Consider the following 19,915-nt stretch of genomic DNA (forward strand, 5'->3'; position numbering starts at 1 on the left):
ACTAAACTAAGGACCATGAGCTCACCGGTAAGGGCGCGCATGTCGAAGAGCGCGCGACGCGAACAGGTATTGGCTGCCGCCATAGCCGAATTCGCTGCCGGTGGCTATGCGGCGACGTCAACGGAGTCGATCGCCCAGCGCGCCGGAATTTCGCAGGCCTACCTTTTCCGATTGTTCCCGACCAAGAAAGCGATCTTCCTCGCCGCGGCGAATCAAGCATTCGACACGGTGGAGAACGCTTTTCGTGCGGCGGCCGCCCGGAGCGTCGCAACCGATGAAGCCGATCGTATGGACGCGATGGCGGACGCCTACATCGATCTGCTGGGCGATCGCCAGTCACTGACCTTTCAACTGCAGATATACGCGGCGTCGGCTCTCGACGAGGAGATCCGGACCCTGGCGCGTGAACGCTTCCATCGGCTCTACCAGGCGGTGCGGGAGCTGTCCGGCAGCGATGCCGGCGGGGCGTTCAATTTCATGGCTCAGGGCATGCTGCTGAATGTCACGAGTGTGCTGGAACTGGAACTGTTGAACCCGGAGGCGGGCGAGTAGCGTCCGGGTTGCTGGCGGTTTCTTAGCGCAGTCGATTTACGAACTACGCCATAATTCTTCATAAGGAACCACCATGTCGAATACCGACTCTCGTCGTGTGTTGTGGACCTTTATTGTCAGTGGAATCGCCATTTTCATGGTCTCATTGGACAATCTGGTCGTCTTCAACGCGCTTCCTACCATTCGGACGGAACTGCACACCGGCCTGGACGGCCTGCAGTGGATCATCAATTCCTACACGCTGACCGAAGCGGTGCTGCTGCTGGCCGGCGCATCACTGGGTGATCGATTCGGTCGCAAGCGCACCTTCGTGGTCGGCCTGGCCATCTTCACCGCGGCGTCCGCGGCCTGCGCCCTGTCCTCGTCGATCGGCCTGCTGATCGCCGCCCGCGCGGTGCAGGGCGTGGGTGCGGCCATCGTCATCCCGCTGACCTTGACGCTGCTCGCCCAGGCCGTCCCACCGGCCAAGCGCGGTGCGGCCATCGGGATGTGGAGTGCCATGAGCGGTCTGGCGGTCGGCCTCGGCCCGGTGGTCGGCGGTGCGATCACGAATTACGCCTCGTGGCAATGGATCTTCTGGATCAACGTGCCGATCGGTGTGGTTCTCGTTCCGCTCGCCATCGCCCTGGTCGGGGAGAGCTTCGGCACGAGTGCCCGGCTGGACCTGGTGGGTAATGCACTGATCGCGCTGGGCCTGCTCGGCATCGTGTTCGGTCTGATCCGCGGCAATGATCATGGATGGACCAGTGCCGGTGTGCTCGGCTCGCTGATCGGTGGCGCGCTGCTGCTCGCGGTGTTCGTCGCGTGGATCAACCGGGTCTCCGAGCCGATGGTGCCGCCGGTGATCTTCACCAGCCGCGGTTTCACATTGACCGCGCTGGCGGCGCTCGGGATGTCGGTCGGCATGTTCGGCGCGGTGTTCTTCCTGGTGCAGTTCCTGCAGTCGGCCCAGCACTATTCGGCGCTGTCGGCCGGCGTGCACACCCTGGCGTGGACGGCCATGCCGACCTTCACGGCCCCGATCGCAGGCATCCTGATCGACAAGATCGGCGGAAAGCCGGTGCTGGTCGTGGGTTTGGTGCTCCAGGCCATCGGCCTGGGATGGTTGGCCGCGGTCACCACCCCCGACGTCTCCTACGCGGTGCTCGTGCCCTCCTTCGTGATCAGTGGCGCGGGGATGGGCCTGTTCTTCCCGCCGATCGCACGACTCGCGCTGGAATATGTTGCGCCGCAATTCGAAGGCGTCGCTTCGGGCGTGTCCAGTGCCATCCGGTACTTCGGGACGGTGCTCGGTATCGCGGTGCTGGGAGCGGTGTTCGCCGCCCACGGCAGCTACGCCAACCCGCGGACCTTCACCGACGGCTATGTGCCCGCGCTCTGGTGGGCGTGCGCCTTCCTGACGGTGAGCGCGGTCGTCGCGATCCTGCTTCCGCATCGGCACGAGCGGTCCGGCGGCGGGGCGGCCGCAGCGGCGGAGACCGCCACGGATGCGCCCGAAACGGTAACGGCTCGTTGATCTTTCCTGCTCGAAAGGGGTGTAGCAGTGTTCGAAAGACTGGGTTACTTCATCCACCGCCGGCGACTGATCGTGCTGGCCGTCACGGCGGTGCTGGCCGTACTGTCCGGAATCTACGGGCTCGGGGTGTTCGGCGACATGGTGCCGAACGGCTTCGAGGCACGCGGCTCCGACAGCCGCACAGCGGCCGAACTGGCCGACAAGTCCTTCGCACAGCGCAGTCCCGACGCGGTGATCATCTACCGCAGCGCGGATCGCACCGTCGACGACCCGGCGTTCCGGAAGTCGGTCGAGGATGTGCTCGACGGCCTGCCGAGCACGGCGGTCACCGGATCGGTCGACTATTGGCGTAGCGGTCTGGACGAACTCGTCAGTCATGACCGGCACGCGACCTACACGCTGCTGAATTTCGTCGGTGGCGACGACAATGCCAAGCAGGACAGCTATCTGAAGATCAAGGACAAGCTGTCGGCGGCGGGCCTGCAGACCTTCCGGGGCGGTAACACACCCGCGGGATACGAAGCCGGTGATCAGGTCGGCAAGGATCTCGGCATGGCCGAGGGACTGTCGTTCCCGGTGCTGTTCATCTTCCTGGTGATCGTGTTCGGTGGATTCGTCGCAGCCGGCCTGCCGCTCGCGGTCGGAGGTCTCTCGATCCTCGGCTCGATGGCCGTCCTGCGGGTGTTCGCCCGCTTCACCGACATCTCCGTCTTCGCAATGAGTCTGGTGACCATCCTCGGCCTGGCCGTCGCCATCGACTACGGCCTGTTCATCGTGAGCCGCTACCGCGAAGAGATGGAACAGGGCCATACGGGTGGCGACGCGCTGGCTCGCACCCTCGCCACCGCCGGCCGCACGGTCGCCGTCTCCGGTATCACCGTCGCGGTCGCGCTCGCCTCGATGAGCTTCTTCCCGTTCGTGTTCCTGAAGTCGATGGCCTACGGCGGTGTCGCGGCCGTGCTGCTGTCGATGTTCTTCTCGCTCGTGGCGCTGCCCGCGGCCCTGTCGCTGCTGGGACACCGCATCAACGCGCTGTCGCTGTGGAAGCAGCGTTCGGTGATCCCGAGCGCCACCGGATTCTGGTACCGGCTGGCCCAGGGCGTCATGCGCAGGCCGGTGCTCGTCGCGACGGCCGCCATCGCGCTGCTGCTGGTGCTGGCGTCGCCCGTGCTGCGCATCGAATTCGGTGTGAACGACGCGCGGCAGCTGCCGGACTCGGCGCAGGGCCGCCAAGTGTTCAGCATGCTGGAGAAGGACTTCCCGCGCGGTGCGGCGAAGACGATCGACGCGGTCGTGGTGCTGCCCGCGGGCGTGGACACACCGAACGAGCAAGCGGCACTGGCGGATTACGCACGCCGGCTGGCCGGCGTGTCCGGCGCGGGCCGGGCGGAGATCACCGGCGCCCAGGGCACGGTCGCGCGGGTATCGGTGGCCTACGACGGCGTGGCGGTGTCCAAGCCCAGCCGCGAGCTGCTGCACCGGCTGCGTGATCAGCCGAACCCCCCGGGCGCGTCGGTGTACTTCGGTGGCGAGACCGCGACCTACGACGACACCCTGAACCGGCTCGGCGACGCACTGCCCGCCATGCTGATCTACATCGCCGTCGCCACCTACCTGCTGCTGTTCCTGGCCTTCGGCTCGGTGCTGTTGCCGCTGAAGGCGATCGTGATGAACCTGCTGTCGCTGTCGGCGACCTTCGGCGTGCTGGTCTGGATCTTCCAGGACGGGCACTTCGCCGATCTGCTCGGTTTCCAGCCCACCGGCAATATCGAACCGAACATGCCGATCATGTTGTTCGCCTTGATCTTCGGACTGTCCATGGACTACGAGGTCTTCCTGCTCTCGCGGGTGCGCGAACAGTACGACACGCTCGGCGACCCGACCGCCGCGGTGGCCACCGGCGTGCAGCGCACCGGCCGGCTCATCACCAGCGCCGCGTTGCTGATGTGCGTGCCGTTGGCGGCGATGGCCTCCAGCCAGGTCCTCACCATGATCCTGTTCGGCGTAGGCATGGTCGTCGCAATCGTGTTGGACGCCACGGTGGTTCGTATCCTGCTCGTCCCGGCCATCTTGCGACTGCTCGGCCACCTCGGCTGGTGGGCCCCGGCCCCCCTGCGTCGCCTCTACGACCGATTCGGAATCCGCGAGTCGGACGGCGACATCGAGATCGAGCAGCCCGCAGGCGATACGGAACCAGCGGTCTCCGGAATCCCGTCGTAATCAGAGAAAAAACAAGAGAAAGAAGAGGCCCGTCATGCCCGCTCTGCCCTGGACCAAAGGAACTCACAAGCCCGCTGCCGGTGATCAACTCCACGTGCTCACCTCACGGCTGCCGCTTCGGAGCTACGCCGACGTGCCCCGATTTCTGTACTGGACCATGAGGATCCGCAGCCAGTTGCAGTCGGCGCCCGGCTGCATCGGGTTCGCGCTGGACGCCAAGCTGATCACCAAAACCTTCTGGACGCTGTCCGCATGGTCGGACAAGGAGGCCATGGACAGCTTCGCGCACAGCGGCACTCACGCGAAAATGCTCGCCGATATGAAGGGCCGGATCGGCAACCCGAGCTTCGTGGATTCGACGGCGACCACGCAGGACATCCCGCTGTCCTGGCCGGATGCCCGGGCTCGAATCCAGAAGTTGCTGCCCTGAGGGCTGCCGAGCAGTAGATCTAGGAGTGGTTGTGGGTCAAAAGATTCGTTTGATCAGTGAATTTCCCTTCTCGGCCGGACTGCTCCATGACGCGATGGTCAGTCCCGAGTACTGGCGGGCGCGGGTGGCGGAGTTGGACGGGCCGCTTGCCGAGCTGTCGATTCGGCACGACTCGGACGACATGATCGCCACCGTGTCCAAACCCCTTGCTCCGGACCGCATCCCGCCCCGGCTGTCGAAGGCGTGGCCGGCCGGCATGCGCCTGGACTACTCCGAGCGTTGGTCGCCGTTCGCCGACGGGGCGGCCCGGGCGGTGGTCCGGGGCACCATTTCCGCGATCGGTTCGATGTCCGGCGTTTTCGAATTGCGTGACAGCGCGGACGGCTGCGTGTGCGAATACGTGGTGACGGTCGAATCCGGAATCCCGATGGCGGGGAGGCTGATCGCCGGGGCTTTCGCCAAGGGGGTCATCGAGGACTCGGGCGCGGTGGACGCGTTCACCGAGCGCTGGCTGAAATCGCGCGGTGCGGAGGTTTTCGGTGGCGCGTGACGTGTTCGCGACCTGGACCCGGCGCATGCGGGCCGGGGCGCCGGGACAACCCACGCTGGTGTGCTTTCCACCCGGCGGCGGGGCAGCCGGTGGCTATCGGGCACTCGCGAACCACATCGCCGACGGAATCGCGGTCTACGCCATCCAGTACCCGGGCCGCCGCGATCGCATCAGCGAAGCACCGATCGCCTCATTGACCGAGCTGGCCGATCACGTCGCCGAGGCACTGGAACCGCTCGACGGTGAGCTGGCCTTCTTCGGCCACAGCATGGGTGCCACAGTGGCTTTCGAGACGGCCCTGCGTCTCGAGGCGCACGGCCGCCGCCTGAGAAGGTTGTTCGTCTCCGGCCGGACTGCTCCCTCCGAGCCGCCGCCGGACACGACGATCGAGACGGACGACGCCACCTTGATCGCCGAAATGGAGCGTTTGGCGAACGACCCTCGGTCGGTGGCCGTCCTGCGCACCGACGCCGCGCTTGCCGCTGCCGTGCTTCCTTCGGTCCGGAACGACTATCACGCGATCGAGCGCTACGTTCACATCCCCGGCGAACCGCTGCGTTGTCCGATCGTCGGTCTCACCGGTGCCGACGATCCCGTGGTCACACCCGCCCAGCTCGAACGATGGCGTATGCACACCATCGGGGCGTTCGAGTTGCACATCTTCCCCGGTTCACACTTCTACCTCGACGCCCGGCCTGCGGAGATCGCACATGTGATCAACGGCTGTATCTGAGATCCGCTCTCGGGTCTCTGTATTCGTGAGAGGCAGTAGCGACTCGGAGGAGGTGCCGTGACCGGTCCCCGACTGACGGCCGACGAACGTCGGCAGCAGATCGCGATCGCGGCGGTCGACGTGTTCGCTGCCCACGGATATGCCGCGACCTCCACAGACGCGATCGCTCGCAGCGTGGGTGTCTCGCAGCCGTACGTGGTCCGCCTGTTCGCCAGCAAGACAGGGATCTTCGTGGCGGCAGCCGAGTACGTGTTCGACCGTATCGAACGGCAGCTGTCCGACCTGCTGCGCCAGGCCGGCGCGCCATCTGAGCCGGGTTCGTTCGCGAACTGTCGCGGACTGCTGGAGGACGAGACCATCTCACGATTCCTGGTCCAGCTCTACAGCTGTGCCTGCGTCGACGATGAGATACAGCGGGTGGCAAGCGATGGCTTCTCGCGGGTATGCGCATTGCTGCTCGATCTGCTCGGCGGCGATGTCTCCAAAGTGAACGCGCTGCTGGGCGAGATGTTGGTACGGACCATTGGTGTGCAGGCCCGGGTGCCATGAGGTTCTCCTCGCTACCTCTTTCGAGGTATGCGGTTACCTCCAAAGTGGACTCCAGTCCTTACGTCCGCGCCCATAGCCTGAGAGCGAGTCTTGTTGCGAACGACAAAGGTTGGGCATGGCCGAGGACATTGGATCGATCGGCCCATTGCGCGGACGCGCGCTGAATCGGTTGCGGGCACTACTCCCGCCGGAGGCCGAAACCCGGGTGGCCTGATCGATTGTTCTCGATCCAGACCCCGTAGTCACTGAAAGGAAACCGGTCCGATGTCGGTTGAAAGCCAAACGCGTTCCAGTGGAGCAGTCGCGCCGACCCTGTCACGGACGACCTGTCGAATTGCCGGAATTCTGTTACTGGTCATGCCATCAGTGGAATTCGGCGGATACTTCCTCACCCTGGTCGATACCGGCAAGGTGCCGCAGACCACATTCCAGCAGAGCTTCGACCGCGCCGGCCACGCACACGCGGCCGTGTTGTTGATTCTGTCGCTCGTCTCCCTGCTGCTCGCCGATTCGCTGCGGCTGACCGGCTGGTTCGGCTGGGTCACCCGGCTGGCGATTCCGGCCGCCGCGGTGCTGATTTCGGCCGGGTTCTTCCTCTCGGCTCTCGGGAGCGGCCGGACTCAGCCGAACCCCCTGGTCATCGTGCTGTGGCTGGGAGTCATCAGCCTGACCACCGGATTGATAAGTCTCGGCGTAGCTCTGCTGCGTCGCTGATCGTCTCGCGTTTCACGTCTTCGACGTTTCCTGCCTGGAGTAGTCAATGTTCACGCGCATCGCCATCGTCAACCGTGGAGAGGCGGCCCGCCGCCTGATCCACGCGGTCCGGGAATTCAATGCCCAGCATCGCGATCGGGAGCCGCTGCTCACCATCGCGCTACACACCGATGGTGAGCGGCAGGCGGGGTTCGTTCGCGACGCGGATGAGGCGTACTGCCTGGGGCCGGCCTCGGCCCGGCCGTATCTGGACCTGGCGGTGCTGGAGCGGGCGCTGACCGAATCCGGGGCCGACGCGGCGTGGGTCGGTTGGGGTTTCGTGGCCGAGGACCCGGCCTTCGCCGAGCTGTGTGACCGCCTCGGGATCACATTCATCGGCCCGAGCGCTACGGCCATGCGGGCACTGGGGGACAAGATCGGCGCCAAGCTGCTGGCCGAACAGGTCGGTGTGCCGGTGGCGGCCTGGAGCCGCGGGCCGGTCGAGTCGCTCGACGACGCATTGGGCGCGGCCGAAGCGATCGGATACCCCCTGATGCTCAAGGCGACCGCCGGTGGTGGTGGCCGGGGCATCCGGATTGTCACGACTCCTCAGGAGTTGCGTGAGGCCTACGCGCGGACCAGCGAAGAGGCGGCGCGTTCGTTCGGCAACGGGACCGTCTTTCTGGAGCGGCTGGTTTCCGGTGCCCGGCACATCGAAGTACAGGTGATCGCCGACTCGCACGGCACCGCCTGGGCGCTGGGTGTGCGCGACTGCACCGTGCAACGGCGCAACCAGAAGATCATCGAGGAGTCCGCCTCCCCATTGCTGAGTGCGGAACAGATTGCGACAGTGAAGGATTCGGCCGAGCGGCTGGCCCTGGCGGTCGAGTACTGCGGGGCCGCCACCGTGGAATTCCTGTACCAGCCGCAGGAACTGCTGTTCGCCTTCCTGGAGGTCAACACGCGGCTGCAGGTGGAGCATCCGGTCACCGAGGTCACGACCGGAATCGACCTGGTGAAAGCGCAATTGGAAGTGGCGGCCGGATTGCCGCTGCGCGGTGACAAGCCGGTCGAGCGCGGCCACGCGATCGAGGCCCGCTTGAACGCGGAGGACGCCGACCGCGATTTCGCCCCGGCGCCGGGTCGGATCGAGTTGCTGCGCTGGCCCGTCGGGCCGGGCATCCGCATCGACACCGGCGTTGTCGAAGGCGACGAGATCCCCTCGGATTTCGACTCGATGATTGCGAAGATCATCGCGTACGGCCGGGATCGGGACGAGGCCCTTGCCCGCCTGCGCCGGGCGGTCGCCGAGACGACGGTCGTCATCGAAGGCGGCGCCACCAACAAGGGCCTGCTGATGTCACTGCTGGAGTCCGCCGAGGTGGTGAACGCCACCGCCGACACCCGCTGGGTGGACCGGGCCCGTGCCGCAGGTGAGCTGCACGCGGCCCAGCGCACCGGGATCGCACTCGCCGCCGCCGCCATCGCCGGATACGAGGAGGACGAGGCAGCACGCCGGATCCGCCTGTGGGAGACCGGCCGCGGGGGCCGCCCGCAGGTGCTCGACGAACCGCTGCGCGCTGTCGAGGTGAAGCTGGCAGGCCGGGGCCATCGGGTGATCGCGGCCAGGACCGGTGCGAACAGCTTCCGCATCGGTATCGGCGACGACACCGGCTTCGATGTCGACCTCACGCGGATCGACACGTACTCCAGCCGGCTCGGTGTCGGCGATCGGACCTATCGCGTCGTGACGGCGACACACGGCACCGTGCAGGTCGTCGAGGTCGATGGCGTGGCACACCGGGTCAGTCGCGACGAAGGGGGCGCCGTGCGCGCGCCCGCGCCCGCTCTGGTCGTCGCCACGCCGGTCGCCGAGGGCGCCGAGGTCGGCGCGGGCGCACCGGTTCTCGTGCTCGAGAGCATGAAGATGGAAACGGTGCTCCCGGCGCCGTTCGACGCACGAGTCCGCAAGCTGCTGGTGGCGGTGGGCAGTCAGGTGTCCACCGGAACGCTGCTGGCACAACTGGAGGTGCTGGACGAGAACGCCACCGAGGAACCGCAGGAACCCGTCGATCTGATGCTGCCGGAGCTCGACGAGCCGTCCACAGCGATACGGGCCGCGCGGGCGCTGCGCGAAGTATCCGGTGTAATCCTCGGTTTCGACCACGCCGACGATGCCGAATCGGCGGTGACGCGATATCTGCGAGACCGGAGCGGCCTCGTCGCCGAGGCGGGAGCGCCGTGGGCGGCCGAGGCCGAGCTGATCGAATCATTCTGCGACATAGCGGAACTGTGCGACCCGCGCCCGGAAGACGACACCCACCGCTCGCGGCGTGAGCAGCTCCACATCTATCTGCAGAGCCTGGACGCGAACCGCGGTCGGCTGACGGCGGGCTTCCGGCAGGTTCTGACCAGCGCACTGCACCGCTACGGGGTCGACGGTTTGGAGCGCACCCCGGCGCTGGAAGCGGCTGTCTACCGAATTGTGCTGGCTACCAAGCGATTCGATGAATCCAGCCACGCGATGCAAGATCTGCTGAAGGTGTGGCTCAGCGAGCCCCGCCAGCACGACGACAGTATCCGGCCCGCACTGGAGCGAATGATCCGTGTCGGGGCGGCGCGCACGCCGGTGCTCGCCGATCTTGCTCGCAGTGTCGAATTCCGGTGGTACCTGCACCCCGAGGCCGAGGCGGCGAAGGCCGGGGCGCTGGCCGGGGTGCCCGACGAACTGCGCATTCTCGCCGGCCTGCCGCACCTCCCGGAACGCACGCGGCGCATCATGGCCATCGCGGACATCGCCGAGTCGCTGGATCACCTGGTGGCGGCACGACTCCAGCGAGACATCCACCTCCCGGTCGACCCGCTGCTCGAGGTGCTGTGCCGCCGTCGCTACGCCGAGCAGAACCTGGGCGACGTGCGCGCGGTGACCATCGCGGGGCGGGCCTTCGCGATCTGCGACTACGAGCTCGAGCTCCGGCCGGGCAACACCGTGCCCACGACCTGCGTGGCGACCATGGGGCGGATGAGCGATCTGCGGGACGGGCCGTCGGGCGCCCTCACGACCGCACTGCGCGGCTTGCTGGAAGGCGCGCCCACCGACCACGTCCGGGTGGTCGATCTGCTGCTGTCCTGGCCGGCCGCACCCGGTTCCGCCGACGAACGGGCCCGCGGACTGCTGGACGCGCTGCAGAACGCCGGACTGACCTCGGATATGCGCCGCATCACGGTGGCGCTGGCGCCGCCACACGACGGCCCGCTGGAACAGTTCACCTTCCGCACCCGCGCCGGTGGACTGGTGGAAGATACCGTGATTCGCGGGGTGCACCCGCTGGTGGGCCGCCGGCTGCATCTGTGGCGGTTGCGCAACTTCCACCTCGACCGGTTGCCGGCGCCATCGGACATGATCGTGTATCACGCGGTCGCCAAGGAGAATTCGTCCGACGAACGTCTGGTCGCCCTCGCTCAGGTGCGCCGGTTCGCGCCGGTTCGTGACGGCGCCGGCGCCATCGTCACCGTGCGCGGTGCGGAAACGGTGCTCAATGCGTGCGCCGAAGTGGTGGCGCGGGCCCGCCGAGACCTGGATCCGGCCGGGACGCGGCTGGCGCTGAACCACGTGTGGCTCGATATCCGTCCGGTGATCGATGTCGATACCGCCGTGCTGGCCGACTGGCTGCACGCCACTGCACCGCAGATCATCCGGGCCGGTATCCAGGAAGTGGTGGTGCACGGCCGAGTCCGTCAGCCCGACGGTGCCTACGACTTCCAGGTGACGCGGTTCCGGTACGACCTGACCGGCGGCACCGAGGTCACCGTTGATGCCCCGCCCGCGGAACCGCTGGCGCCGCTGCGTGATTACGACCAGAAGGTGCTGCGGGTCCGGCGTCGCGGTGCCGTCTATCCCTACGAGCTGATCGACCTGGTGCGTGGCCCGAACGGAAGCTTCACCGAGCTGGATCTTCCGCCACAGGGCGGCGACCTGATCGAGGTCGACCGTCCGCGTGGCCTCAATGAGGCCGGAATCGTCGTCGGTATCGTCAGCACGCCGACCCCGCTGCATCCGGACGGGGTGCGCCGGATCGTGCTGTTCGGTGACCCGTACCGCGAGCTGGGTGCGCTCGGTGAGCCCGAATGCACTCGTATCGATGCCGCGCTCGTGCTGGCAGAGCGCGAACGGATTCCGCTCGAATGGTATTCGCTGTCCTCGGGTGCGCGAATCTCGATGGACTCCGGCACCGAGAACATGGACTGGGTGGCTCGGGTACTGCGCCGCATCGTGCAGTTCACCCAGCACGGCGGCGAGATCAACATCGTGGTCGCGGGGATCAATGTCGGTGCCCAGCCGTACTGGAACGCCGAGGCCACGATGCTGATGCACACCCGCGGCATCCTGGTGATGACTCCGGCCAGTGCCATGGTGCTCACCGGCAAGCAGTCGCTGGACTTCTCCGGCGGGGTCTCGGCGGAGGACAACTTCGGCATCGGCGGGTACGCCCGGGTCATGGGCGCCAACGGCCAGGCGCAGTACTTCGCTCCGGATCTCGGTGCCGCGCACGAGATTCTGATGAGCCACTACGAACACACCTACGTCGCCCCCGGGGATCCCGGTCCGCGCCGGGCAGCGAGCATCGACCCGGTGAATCGCGATATCACGGAGTTCCCGCACCACCATCTCGACAGCGAATTCACCACCATCGGGCAGATATTCGCGTCGGACACCAATCCCGACCGCAAAAAGCCGTTCTCGATCCGGGCCGTGCTCCGGGCGGTTTCGGACCAGGACTACCCGCTCTCGGAGCGCTGGGCGGACATGGCCGAGGCCGAGACCGCGGTTGTCACCGATGCCCGCATCGACGGGTGGTCGGTGTGCCTGATCGGAATCGAATCAGCTCCGGTTGCCCGGCACGGCTTCCCGCCCGCCGATGGCCCCGAATCCTTCACCGCCGGAACTCTTTTCCCGCTGTCGTCGAAAAAGGTGGCGCGGGCGATCAACGCCGCCAGCGGCAACCGCCCGGTAGTGGTGCTGGCGAACCTGTCGGGCTTCGACGGATCGCCCGAGTCGATGCGGCGGCTCCAATTGGAGTACGGCGCTGAAATAGGCCGCGCCATAGTCAATTTCGATGGACGGATCGTCTTCTGCGTGATTTCGCGCTATCACGGCGGAGCCTTCGTGGTGTTCTCCAAGGCGCTCAATCCGAACATGACGGTGCTGGCCGTCGAGGGCTCCTTCGCATCCGTGATCGGCGGTGCCCCTGCCGCGGCGGTGGTGTTCGCCCGCACCGTCGACGCTCGGACCGCAGCCGATCCGCGTATCCGCCGTCTCCAGGAGGAAATAGCCATGACGGAAGACCCCGGCAAGCGGGCCGAGCTGGTCACCGAGTTGGCGGACGAACGTGTCACGGTACGGGCCGAGCACCTGTCCGCCCTCGGGACCGAATTCGATGGCGTGCACAGCATCCAGCGGGCGGTCGAGGTCGGCTCGGTCGACGCGGTCGTCTCCGTTCCCGAACTCCGCGCACGCATCGCGGCCGCCATAGCCGCCGTCTGGTGAGCGTCTTCCCATGACAGAAATGAAACCGATCATCTCCAGCGTGTCCGACACCGCACGGTGGGTCGCGGTGTACCGGGCGATCGAGTCGGCGCGCCCGGACGCACTGTTCCGTGATCCGCTGGCGGGCATGCTCGCAGGTGACGTCGGGCCCGTCATCGCGGCCGAGACGACCCGTGTGATGGGCGATCACGGGTGGCCGATCGTCGCCCGTACCAAGCTGATCGACGACATGATCGGCTCGGCGATCAACGGCGGTTGCGACCGGGTGATCAACCTGGCGGCAGGCCTGGACACCAGGCCCTACCGGCTCGATCTGCCCGCAGACCTGACGTGGATCGAAGCCGATCTGCCGGCGCTGCTGGAGGAGAAGAAGCGGCTGCTCGACCGGTACACGCCGCGTTGCCGGCTGATCAGGCGCGCCGTCGACCTCTCCGATTCGGTGGCGCGGCGGGCGTTTCTGAACAACGCCCTCGCCGGGGCCGCCCGCGCATTCGTGATCACCGAGGGACTGGTCATGTACCTGCGGCCCGACGAGGTCCGGCAACTGGCAGTGGACTTCCGGCGCGAGGAGATCGCCTGGTGGGCGGTCGACATCGTGTCGGTCGTGATTGCCGAGCGTTTGGAACGTAGTGGTGACGGCCTGCTGAAGAACGCGCCCTTCACCTTCACACCGGCGAATGGGGTCGCGTTCTTCGAGGACGAAGGATGGGAAGTGCTCGATATCGAGTCGATCCTGCTGGCAGCGAGCCGGTTTCGGCGGCTCTCACCGATGTATCGCTTCTTTTCCCGTCTGCCGCAACCGAATCCACGCAAGCCGGGCACGGTCATCCCGTGGAGCGCCGTGCTCCGGCTGACCCACTGAGCCGCTGGCCGAGCTTCAGGCGTTTCGCGGAGATCGTGGGGCTCAAGAAGCCATGAACGTACCCAGCCCCGAGAACACGTTGATGGCTAGGCCGTCGGCGGTGGCGGCAGCGACGATCCGGCCTGCTCCGGTGAACACCGACACCGATACCGGGGCGCAGTCGCAGGGCTGCTGCGCAATTGCTCGAATTGGCAGGCCGGTCACACCCGTTTTTCCGGTCGTCAGGTTCGCCCAGTGGATCTGGACGGCCGGGTCGATGCTGCCACCGTCGAACTGTGGTGGGGTGGCGACACCGAAGGTGGTGACTCCGCGTTGCTCGCCGACGGTCGCCGTCAAGGCGATCGTGAATTGCTTCGGAACTCCCATTGATTGGGATACTTCCATCAATGGAAGCTGGAAGATGGTCGTCTCCGCGGCGTGAGCGACGGCGTGCTGCCCCAGAACCAGCGCGCTTGCGATTGCACCCGCGAAACCCAGCCTGCCGACCGCGCCGGCAACCCCGCGAATCACGTTCTTCGTCACTAGCCCTCCTCACAGTTGATTCCTGCTGATTCCTGCGTGCATCGAGATCGGCGACGTGCTGACGACTGCCCTGAACGAGCACCCTGCCAGTAAAACAACCCGAGATCCGATATTCACGGCATCGCCCCGCGCGTCGCCGCGGGGCAACCCGGTGGCGGCACACTGCCGCCGAACGCGAGCTAGGAATTTGCTCGACAACGGGACACAATACTTGCAGGGATGACTGTTCCAGAGCGATCTGTCGTTTTCGACAGACCCACCTCGTCTGCACTGATTGGGGCGGAACCGACATGCACCGAGACGGTGAGCGACCCAAACGGCTCAGTGTTTCCGCGCTGGCGGCGGTAGCCAATCCGTCGTACTCGCGCATCGATACGTGGAATCTGCTCGACGACGCGTGCCGTCAGCTGGCCGATGTCGACCGTGCCGGTCAGGACACCACACACGAAGTCGCCGTGGTGCGACGTCTCCTCGATCGTCTCGGCGCCTACGAGCGGTACTGGCTGTATCCGGGAGCGGAGCGACTGGCGGCGTTTCACAGATATGTCGCCGACCTTGCCACGGCGCGGCTCACCGAGGAGGTGTCCCTGGCCGTGCGCCTGCTCTCCGAGTACGGCGACCGCACAGCTCTGTTCGACACCGCCGCGCCACTGGCCGATCAGGAACTCGTGGCTCGGACCAAACAGCAGCAGTTCTATACCGTCGTGCTCGGCGACGATTCCCCGCCCGAGGCTCCCGAGAGCCTGGCGGAGAGCCTGCGGGCGCTTCGCGACCCGTCCGACGATGTGCAGTTCGAGCTGCTCGTCGTCACGAGCATCGAGGACGCCATCACCGCTGTCGCGTTGAACGGCGAGATTCAGGCGGCGATCATCCGGCATGACCTGCCGCTGCGTTCCCGCGACCGGGTGCCGTTGATGAACACACTGCTCGGCGCCAACGAGGACGTGGTCGTGACCGACCGCACCCACGACTGGGTCGAATGTGGTGAGTGGATCAGGAAGCTGCGGCCTCATATCGACCTGTACCTGCTGACCGACGAGTCGATCGCCGCGGAGACCGAGGGCGAGCTGGACGTCTACGACCGCACGTTCTATCGGCTCAACGATGTCACCGACCTGTACAGCACAGTGCTCGCCGGCATCCGGAACCGGTTCGCCACACCGTTTTTCGATGCGCTGCGGGCCTATGCGGCCGCACCGGTCGGCCAGTTCCACGCCCTTCCCGTTGCGCGCGGCGCCAGCATCTTCAACTCCAAGTCGCTGCAGGACATGGGCGAGTTCTACGGCCGCAACATCTTCATGGCGGAGACGTCGTCCACCTCCGGCGGGCTGGACTCGCTGCTCGACCCGCACGGCACGATCCGGGCGGCCATGGACAAAGCCGCCGCGACGTGGTGTGCCGATCAGACGTACTTCGTCACCAACGGAACATCCACCGCGAACAAGATCGTCGTGCAGGCCCTGACCCGGCCAGGTGACATCGTTCTGATCGACCGCAATTGCCACAAGTCGCACCATTACGGCCTGGTGCTCGCCGGCGCATACCCGATGTACCTGGACGCCTACCCGCTCGCGCCGTTCGCGATCTACGGAGCGGTGTCCCTGCACACCATCAAGAAGGCGTTGCTGGACCTCGAGGCTGCCGGGCAGCTGGACCGAGTGCGCATGCTGCTGCTCACCAACTGCACCTTCGATGGCATCGTCTACAACCCCCGGCGGGTGATGGAGGAGGTCCTGGCGATCAAGCCGGACATCTGCTTCCTGTGGGACGAAGCGTGGTACGCGTTCGCGACCGCGGTGCCGTGGGCCCGGCAGCGGACCGCGATGGTCGCCGCAGAGCAACTCGAATCGACATTGTCCTCACCCGGTTACGCCCAAGAGTACCGCCGGTGGAAGGCGTCGATGGAGGGCGTGGACCGTGCCGAGTGGGCCGACCGCCGGCTGCTTCCCGACCCCGGGCGCGCGCGGGTGCGCGTATACGCGACGCATTCCACCCACAAGTCGCTGTCGGCGCTTCGGCAGGCGTCGATGATCCATATCCGCGACCAGGATTTCGCAGCTCTCGTCCGCGAGACGTTCACCGAGGCGTTTCTGACCCACACCTCGACGTCGCCGAACCAGCAACTGCTGGCGTCGTTGGATCTGGCGCGCCGGCAGGTCGACATCGAGGGCTTTCAGCTGGTCCGGAACGTCTACGACATGGCGCTGGTCTTCCGGCACCGGGTCCGCAAGGACCGGCTGATCGGCAAGTGGTTCCGCATCCTGGACGAGGCCGACCTGGTGCCCGAGGAGTTCCGGGCCTCCGAGGTCAGCTCGTACCGGCAGGTCAGGCAGGGTGGGCTGGCGGAATGGAACGAGGCGTGGCGGTCCGATCAGTTCGTGCTCGACGCGACGCGGGTCACCCTGTTCATCGGCAAGACCGGCATGAACGGATACGAGTTCCGCGGGAAGGTCCTGATGGACCGATTCGGCATCCAGATCAACAAGACCTCGATCAACAGTGTGCTGTTGATCTTCACGATCGGCGTCACCTGGTCGAGCGTGCAGTACCTGCTCGACGTGCTGCGGCGGATCGCCACCGACTTCGAGCGCAGCGAGAGCGCGGCCGGCAAGGCCGATCGCGCCCTGCACCTGCGCCGGGTCGAGGCGATCACCGAGGATCTGCCCGCGCTACCCGACTTCAGCGAGTTCGACACCGCCTTCCGTCCCGACGGCGCCAGCTCGTTCGGCGACATGCGATCGGCCTTCTACGCGGGATACGAGGAGTCCGACCGCGAACACGTCCTGCTCGGCGAGGCCGGGCGCCGGATCGCCCAGGGAAAGACCCTGGTGTCGACGACTTTCGTCGTCCCCTACCCGCCCGGCTTCCCGGTGCTGGTCCCGGGTCAGGTGATCTCGCGGGAGATCCTCTATTTCCTGGCCGAGCTCGACGTCAAGGAAATCCACGGCTACAACCCCGACCTCGGGTTGTCGGTCTTCACCGATGCCGCGCTCGCGCGGCTCACGGCCCGGCGCCTGGGTGTCGCCACGGTCAACGGTGTGCCGACTGTGACGAGGCAAGATCAGTCCTCCGGGGCGTCGGTATAGCGCTGGAGGTAGAGCGCTTCGCCGAGCTTCTCGAGGAGGTCTAGCTCAGTCTGCAGGTAGTCGACATGCTGCTCTTCGTCCTCGAGGATCTGCTCGAAGAGGCGAGCCGAGGTCGCGTCGCCTCGCGAGCGCATCAGCTCGATGCCCGGGCGCAGCCGGTCGACGGCGTCGATTTCGATCTGCAGATCGGCCTGTAGCTGTTCAGCAACGGTCTGTCCGATACGTAGCAGGCCGAGTTTCTGATAGTTGGGAAGCCCATCGAGAAACAGGATGCGATCGGTGAGGATTTCCGCGTGCCGCATCTCGTCGATCGACTCGTGACGGGTGTGCTGGGCCAGTTTCGGGAAGCCCCAGTGCTCCTGCATCTTGGCATGCAGAAAGTACTGGTTGATCGCGGTGAGTTCGGCCGTCAGCTGGTCATTGAGCAGTGCAATGATGTCCTTGTCGCCCTTCATGGGCGTGATCGTGGCACAGATCACACGCAGTGGCGAGGTGCGAGCGCGCGTGTCGGATCAGGCCGCTGAGGACTCGGTGCCGGACGACGCCTGAGCCTGGCTGAAAACCTCCGCCAGTCGCCTCGTGCAATTACCGCAGCCCGGCCGCCAGCCGCAAGCGCGTTTCACCTCTCGGACGGAGTGGGCGCCGCGCGAAACGCAGTCGTGCACATCGTCTTCGGAGACGGCGTTGCAGATGCAGACATACACGGGCGGGCCTCGCTGGCGGGAGTGATTTTTCGAAGAGACCGTCCATGGAGGTAAGCCTCCCCTAATTTATAGCACCGTATGCGGGAATCGGGAAGGCCGCGCTCGCGCGGCTCGCCGCTCGGCACCTGGGTACCGCTGCCCGGGCCGACAATGGTCGTATGACCGGCAGTGTCCAACTGCGCGTGTACGCCGAGCTGAACGACTTCCTGCACCAGGACGTCCGGTACACGGCGCAGCCTCGGCCGATCCGTCCCCATCAGACCGTGAAAGACGTCGTCGAGGCTGCCGGTATCCCGCACACCGAGGTCGACCTGATCCTGGTGAACGGCGAATCCGTCGGCTTCGGCCACCACCTGCAGCCGGGCGATCGGCTCGTCGCCTACCCGATGTTCGAGACGCTGGATATCGGCCCGCTGACCCGGGTACGCCCCAATCCGCTGCGTGATCCGCGTTTCGTCGTCGACGTCAATCTCGGCGGGCTCGGACCGCTGCTGCGGCTGATGGGACTCGATGCTCGCTGTGAGTGGGACGCCGACGATGCCACTCTCGCCGCGACGGCCGCCGCGGAGAATCGCATCCTGCTCACCCGCGACCGCGGACTTCTGAAGCGGCGCAACGTGACCCACGGCGTCTTCGTCCGCTCGAACCGCCCATTCGAACAGCTGGTGGAGGTGATCCGCCGCCTCGACCTGGCCGATCGGCTGGCCCCCTTCACCCGTTGCCTGCGCTGCGGCGGTCTGCTCACCGACGTGCCCAAGCAGGACATCATCGATCGGCTCCAACCCCTCACCCGCCGCTATTACGACACCTTCCGCCAGTGCCCGGAGTGCGGCCGGATCTATTGGGAGGGTTCGCATCAGCCCCGCCTGAACAACCTCGTCGCCCGAATCCGCGCCGCGATCGGGTCGGCGTAACGGGCCGAGAAAAAAATTGCCACCGATGTGCCCGCATGTATTGACTACGGGCAAAGGTGGAGGAGACTTGTGTATACACCGAAACACCGGAGAACGCCGCAATGGCGATGGAGACGTCCGTCAAAATGAGCGGTGGAGCCCACAGGATTCGGCCAGGCCCCCGGCAAGTCGATTGGAAAATCGAGTGGTCAGCGACGACTGAGACTCGAGATTTCGATAGAGACTACCGGGGACTGATCTGTTCGGGGGCAAACGTACGACGGCGCGGCGACCAACCAGGGTCGCCGCGCCGTCGTTTCTCCGGTGCAAGCCGAGCCCCGATTTACCTCATGAGACTCAGCAGGCCGAGGTCGGGGACGAGCGCGCCGTCCTGGCCGAGTGCGAGGAAGTCCGCCTCGACCGCCGAGAGCGGGAGCTTCCCCGCGCGCACTGCGCGGTAGCGCACGAACGACCAGAGGAAGACATCGAGGTTGTCGAAGCGGGTGTTGGCCTCGAGCACCTCCTCCTCGTGGAACCACACGGCCACCTGACCATTGGTCAAAACGACGTACAGGTTTCCGCCACCGTCCGCGCCGATCGAGTACACGTCGTCGTCGGTGAGCTCGGTGGTGTAGTCCGAATCGCGGATACCGCAATCGTTTCCGGCGAAGTCGAAGCCGTACGACCAGAAGAAGATGTCCAAGAACTGCGGCATCCGGCCAGACCGCACTCGACGATCGAACGCCTCCAGCGCAGCGGCATCGCCCGGCGCGAGATGCGCGAGAAGCGGTGCCACCGTACGGGTTTCCTCCGGCACCTGAACCGTCGGGGCGTCGGAGAACCAGCGGTCCAGATCGCCGCCGAGATCACGTTCGGTGTAGCCGGTGAGGTCGGCAAGAGTGAGAGCCACGCCGGGATTCTAGAAGCCTCGAAACAGCGGTGGCGGTGGCGGATGTCCGACTGCCCCTCGAGGCGGCGTGCCCATTCCGCCACTTGTTCGTGATCGTGTCGTATGGAATGTCGGGGTGGGGTATACCTGCGGTATACGGGATTTCAG

General features: G+C 66.1%; 15 protein-coding genes and 1 pseudogene. 12 read left to right on the forward strand and 4 right to left on the reverse strand.

Features of this window, described 5'->3' with window-relative positions:
• The first annotated feature begins 39 nt into the window (after positions 1 to 39).
• The 10 genes from ACFXIV_RS13360 (at position 40) to ACFXIV_RS13405 (ending at position 13,653) form a co-directional block, all read left to right on the forward strand.
• Positions 40 to 552 carry a TetR/AcrR family transcriptional regulator gene (locus ACFXIV_RS13360; protein ID WP_379399440.1) on the forward strand — a complete coding sequence of 171 codons (513 nt, stop codon included), beginning with the start codon at positions 40 to 42 and terminating at the stop codon, positions 550 to 552.
• A 73-nt stretch (positions 553 to 625) separates the two neighbouring features.
• On the forward strand, positions 626 to 2,068 hold the full coding sequence (locus ACFXIV_RS13365) for a DHA2 family efflux MFS transporter permease subunit (RefSeq protein WP_379399439.1): 1,443 nt from the start codon (positions 626 to 628) through the stop codon (positions 2,066 to 2,068).
• Between the two features lie 27 nt (positions 2,069 to 2,095).
• On the forward strand, positions 2,096 to 4,288 hold the full coding sequence (locus ACFXIV_RS13370) for an MMPL family transporter (protein ID WP_379399438.1): 2,193 nt from the start codon (positions 2,096 to 2,098) through the stop codon (positions 4,286 to 4,288).
• Positions 4,289 to 4,322: 34 nt separating this feature from the next.
• Positions 4,323 to 4,718, forward strand: coding sequence for a hypothetical protein (locus ACFXIV_RS13375; protein WP_379399437.1), 396 nt, complete (start codon positions 4,323 to 4,325; stop codon positions 4,716 to 4,718).
• A gap of 31 nt (positions 4,719 to 4,749) precedes the next feature.
• Entirely contained in the window at positions 4,750 to 5,268 is a 519-nt protein-coding gene (locus ACFXIV_RS13380) for a DUF2505 domain-containing protein (protein ID WP_379399436.1), read from the forward strand.
• Entirely contained in the window at positions 5,258 to 6,001 is a 744-nt protein-coding gene (locus tag ACFXIV_RS13385) for a thioesterase II family protein (RefSeq protein ID WP_379399435.1), read from the forward strand. The genes ACFXIV_RS13380 and ACFXIV_RS13385 overlap by 11 nt, the downstream gene beginning before the upstream one ends.
• Before the next feature lie 57 nt (positions 6,002 to 6,058).
• Positions 6,059 to 6,550, forward strand: coding sequence for a TetR/AcrR family transcriptional regulator (locus ACFXIV_RS13390; RefSeq protein ID WP_379399434.1), 492 nt, complete (start codon positions 6,059 to 6,061; stop codon positions 6,548 to 6,550).
• 357 nt (positions 6,551 to 6,907) lie between these two features.
• A complete protein-coding gene (locus ACFXIV_RS13395; protein ID WP_379399433.1) occupies positions 6,908 to 7,264 on the forward strand; it encodes a hypothetical protein in 357 nt (118 codons plus the stop codon).
• A 46-nt stretch (positions 7,265 to 7,310) separates the two neighbouring features.
• The gene (locus ACFXIV_RS13400; RefSeq protein ID WP_379399432.1) at positions 7,311 to 12,791 is read left to right on the forward strand and encodes a biotin carboxylase N-terminal domain-containing protein; all 5,481 of its coding nucleotides are present in this window, start codon (positions 7,311 to 7,313) and stop codon (positions 12,789 to 12,791) included.
• A 10-nt stretch (positions 12,792 to 12,801) separates the two neighbouring features.
• The gene (locus ACFXIV_RS13405; RefSeq protein WP_379399431.1) at positions 12,802 to 13,653 is read left to right on the forward strand and encodes a class I SAM-dependent methyltransferase; all 852 of its coding nucleotides are present in this window, start codon (positions 12,802 to 12,804) and stop codon (positions 13,651 to 13,653) included.
• Between the two features lie 42 nt (positions 13,654 to 13,695).
• Here ACFXIV_RS13405 and ACFXIV_RS13410 read toward each other — a convergent pair whose 3' ends face one another.
• On the reverse strand, positions 13,696 to 14,175 hold the full coding sequence (locus tag ACFXIV_RS13410) for a hypothetical protein (protein ID WP_379399430.1): 480 nt from the start codon (positions 14,173 to 14,175) through the stop codon (positions 13,696 to 13,698).
• 290 nt (positions 14,176 to 14,465) lie between these two features.
• On the opposite strand from ACFXIV_RS13410, the pseudogene ACFXIV_RS13415 reads away from it, so the two are divergent.
• Positions 14,466 to 17,207, forward strand: a pseudogene (locus ACFXIV_RS13415) (aminotransferase class I/II-fold pyridoxal phosphate-dependent enzyme); the annotation flags it as partial.
• 29 nt (positions 17,208 to 17,236) lie between these two features.
• On the opposite strand, the gene bfr reads toward ACFXIV_RS13415, so the two are convergent.
• Both bfr and ACFXIV_RS13425 read right to left on the reverse strand, forming a co-directional pair.
• Positions 17,237 to 17,716 (reverse strand): bacterioferritin, encoded by a 480-nt coding sequence (gene bfr, locus ACFXIV_RS13420; RefSeq protein ID WP_379399429.1) that lies wholly within the window; start codon positions 17,714 to 17,716, stop codon positions 17,237 to 17,239.
• A 57-nt stretch (positions 17,717 to 17,773) separates the two neighbouring features.
• Complete coding sequence (locus tag ACFXIV_RS13425) at positions 17,774 to 17,965, reverse strand: bacterioferritin-associated ferredoxin (protein WP_379399428.1); 192 nt, start codon at positions 17,963 to 17,965, stop codon at positions 17,774 to 17,776.
• Positions 17,966 to 18,123: 158 nt separating this feature from the next.
• Between ACFXIV_RS13425 and ACFXIV_RS13430 the strand changes: the two genes are divergently transcribed.
• Complete coding sequence (locus ACFXIV_RS13430; RefSeq protein WP_379399427.1) at positions 18,124 to 18,879, forward strand: Mut7-C RNAse domain-containing protein; 756 nt, start codon at positions 18,124 to 18,126, stop codon at positions 18,877 to 18,879.
• Positions 18,880 to 19,201: 322 nt separating this feature from the next.
• Here ACFXIV_RS13430 and ACFXIV_RS13435 read toward each other — a convergent pair whose 3' ends face one another.
• Positions 19,202 to 19,768 carry a hypothetical protein gene (locus tag ACFXIV_RS13435; RefSeq protein WP_379399426.1) on the reverse strand — a complete coding sequence of 189 codons (567 nt, stop codon included), beginning with the start codon at positions 19,766 to 19,768 and terminating at the stop codon, positions 19,202 to 19,204.
• Positions 19,769 to 19,915: the final 147 nt, after the last annotated feature.

The organism is Nocardia sp. NPDC059236 (assembly GCF_042754085.1).
Lineage (GTDB): Bacteria > Actinomycetota > Actinomycetes > Mycobacteriales > Mycobacteriaceae > Nocardia.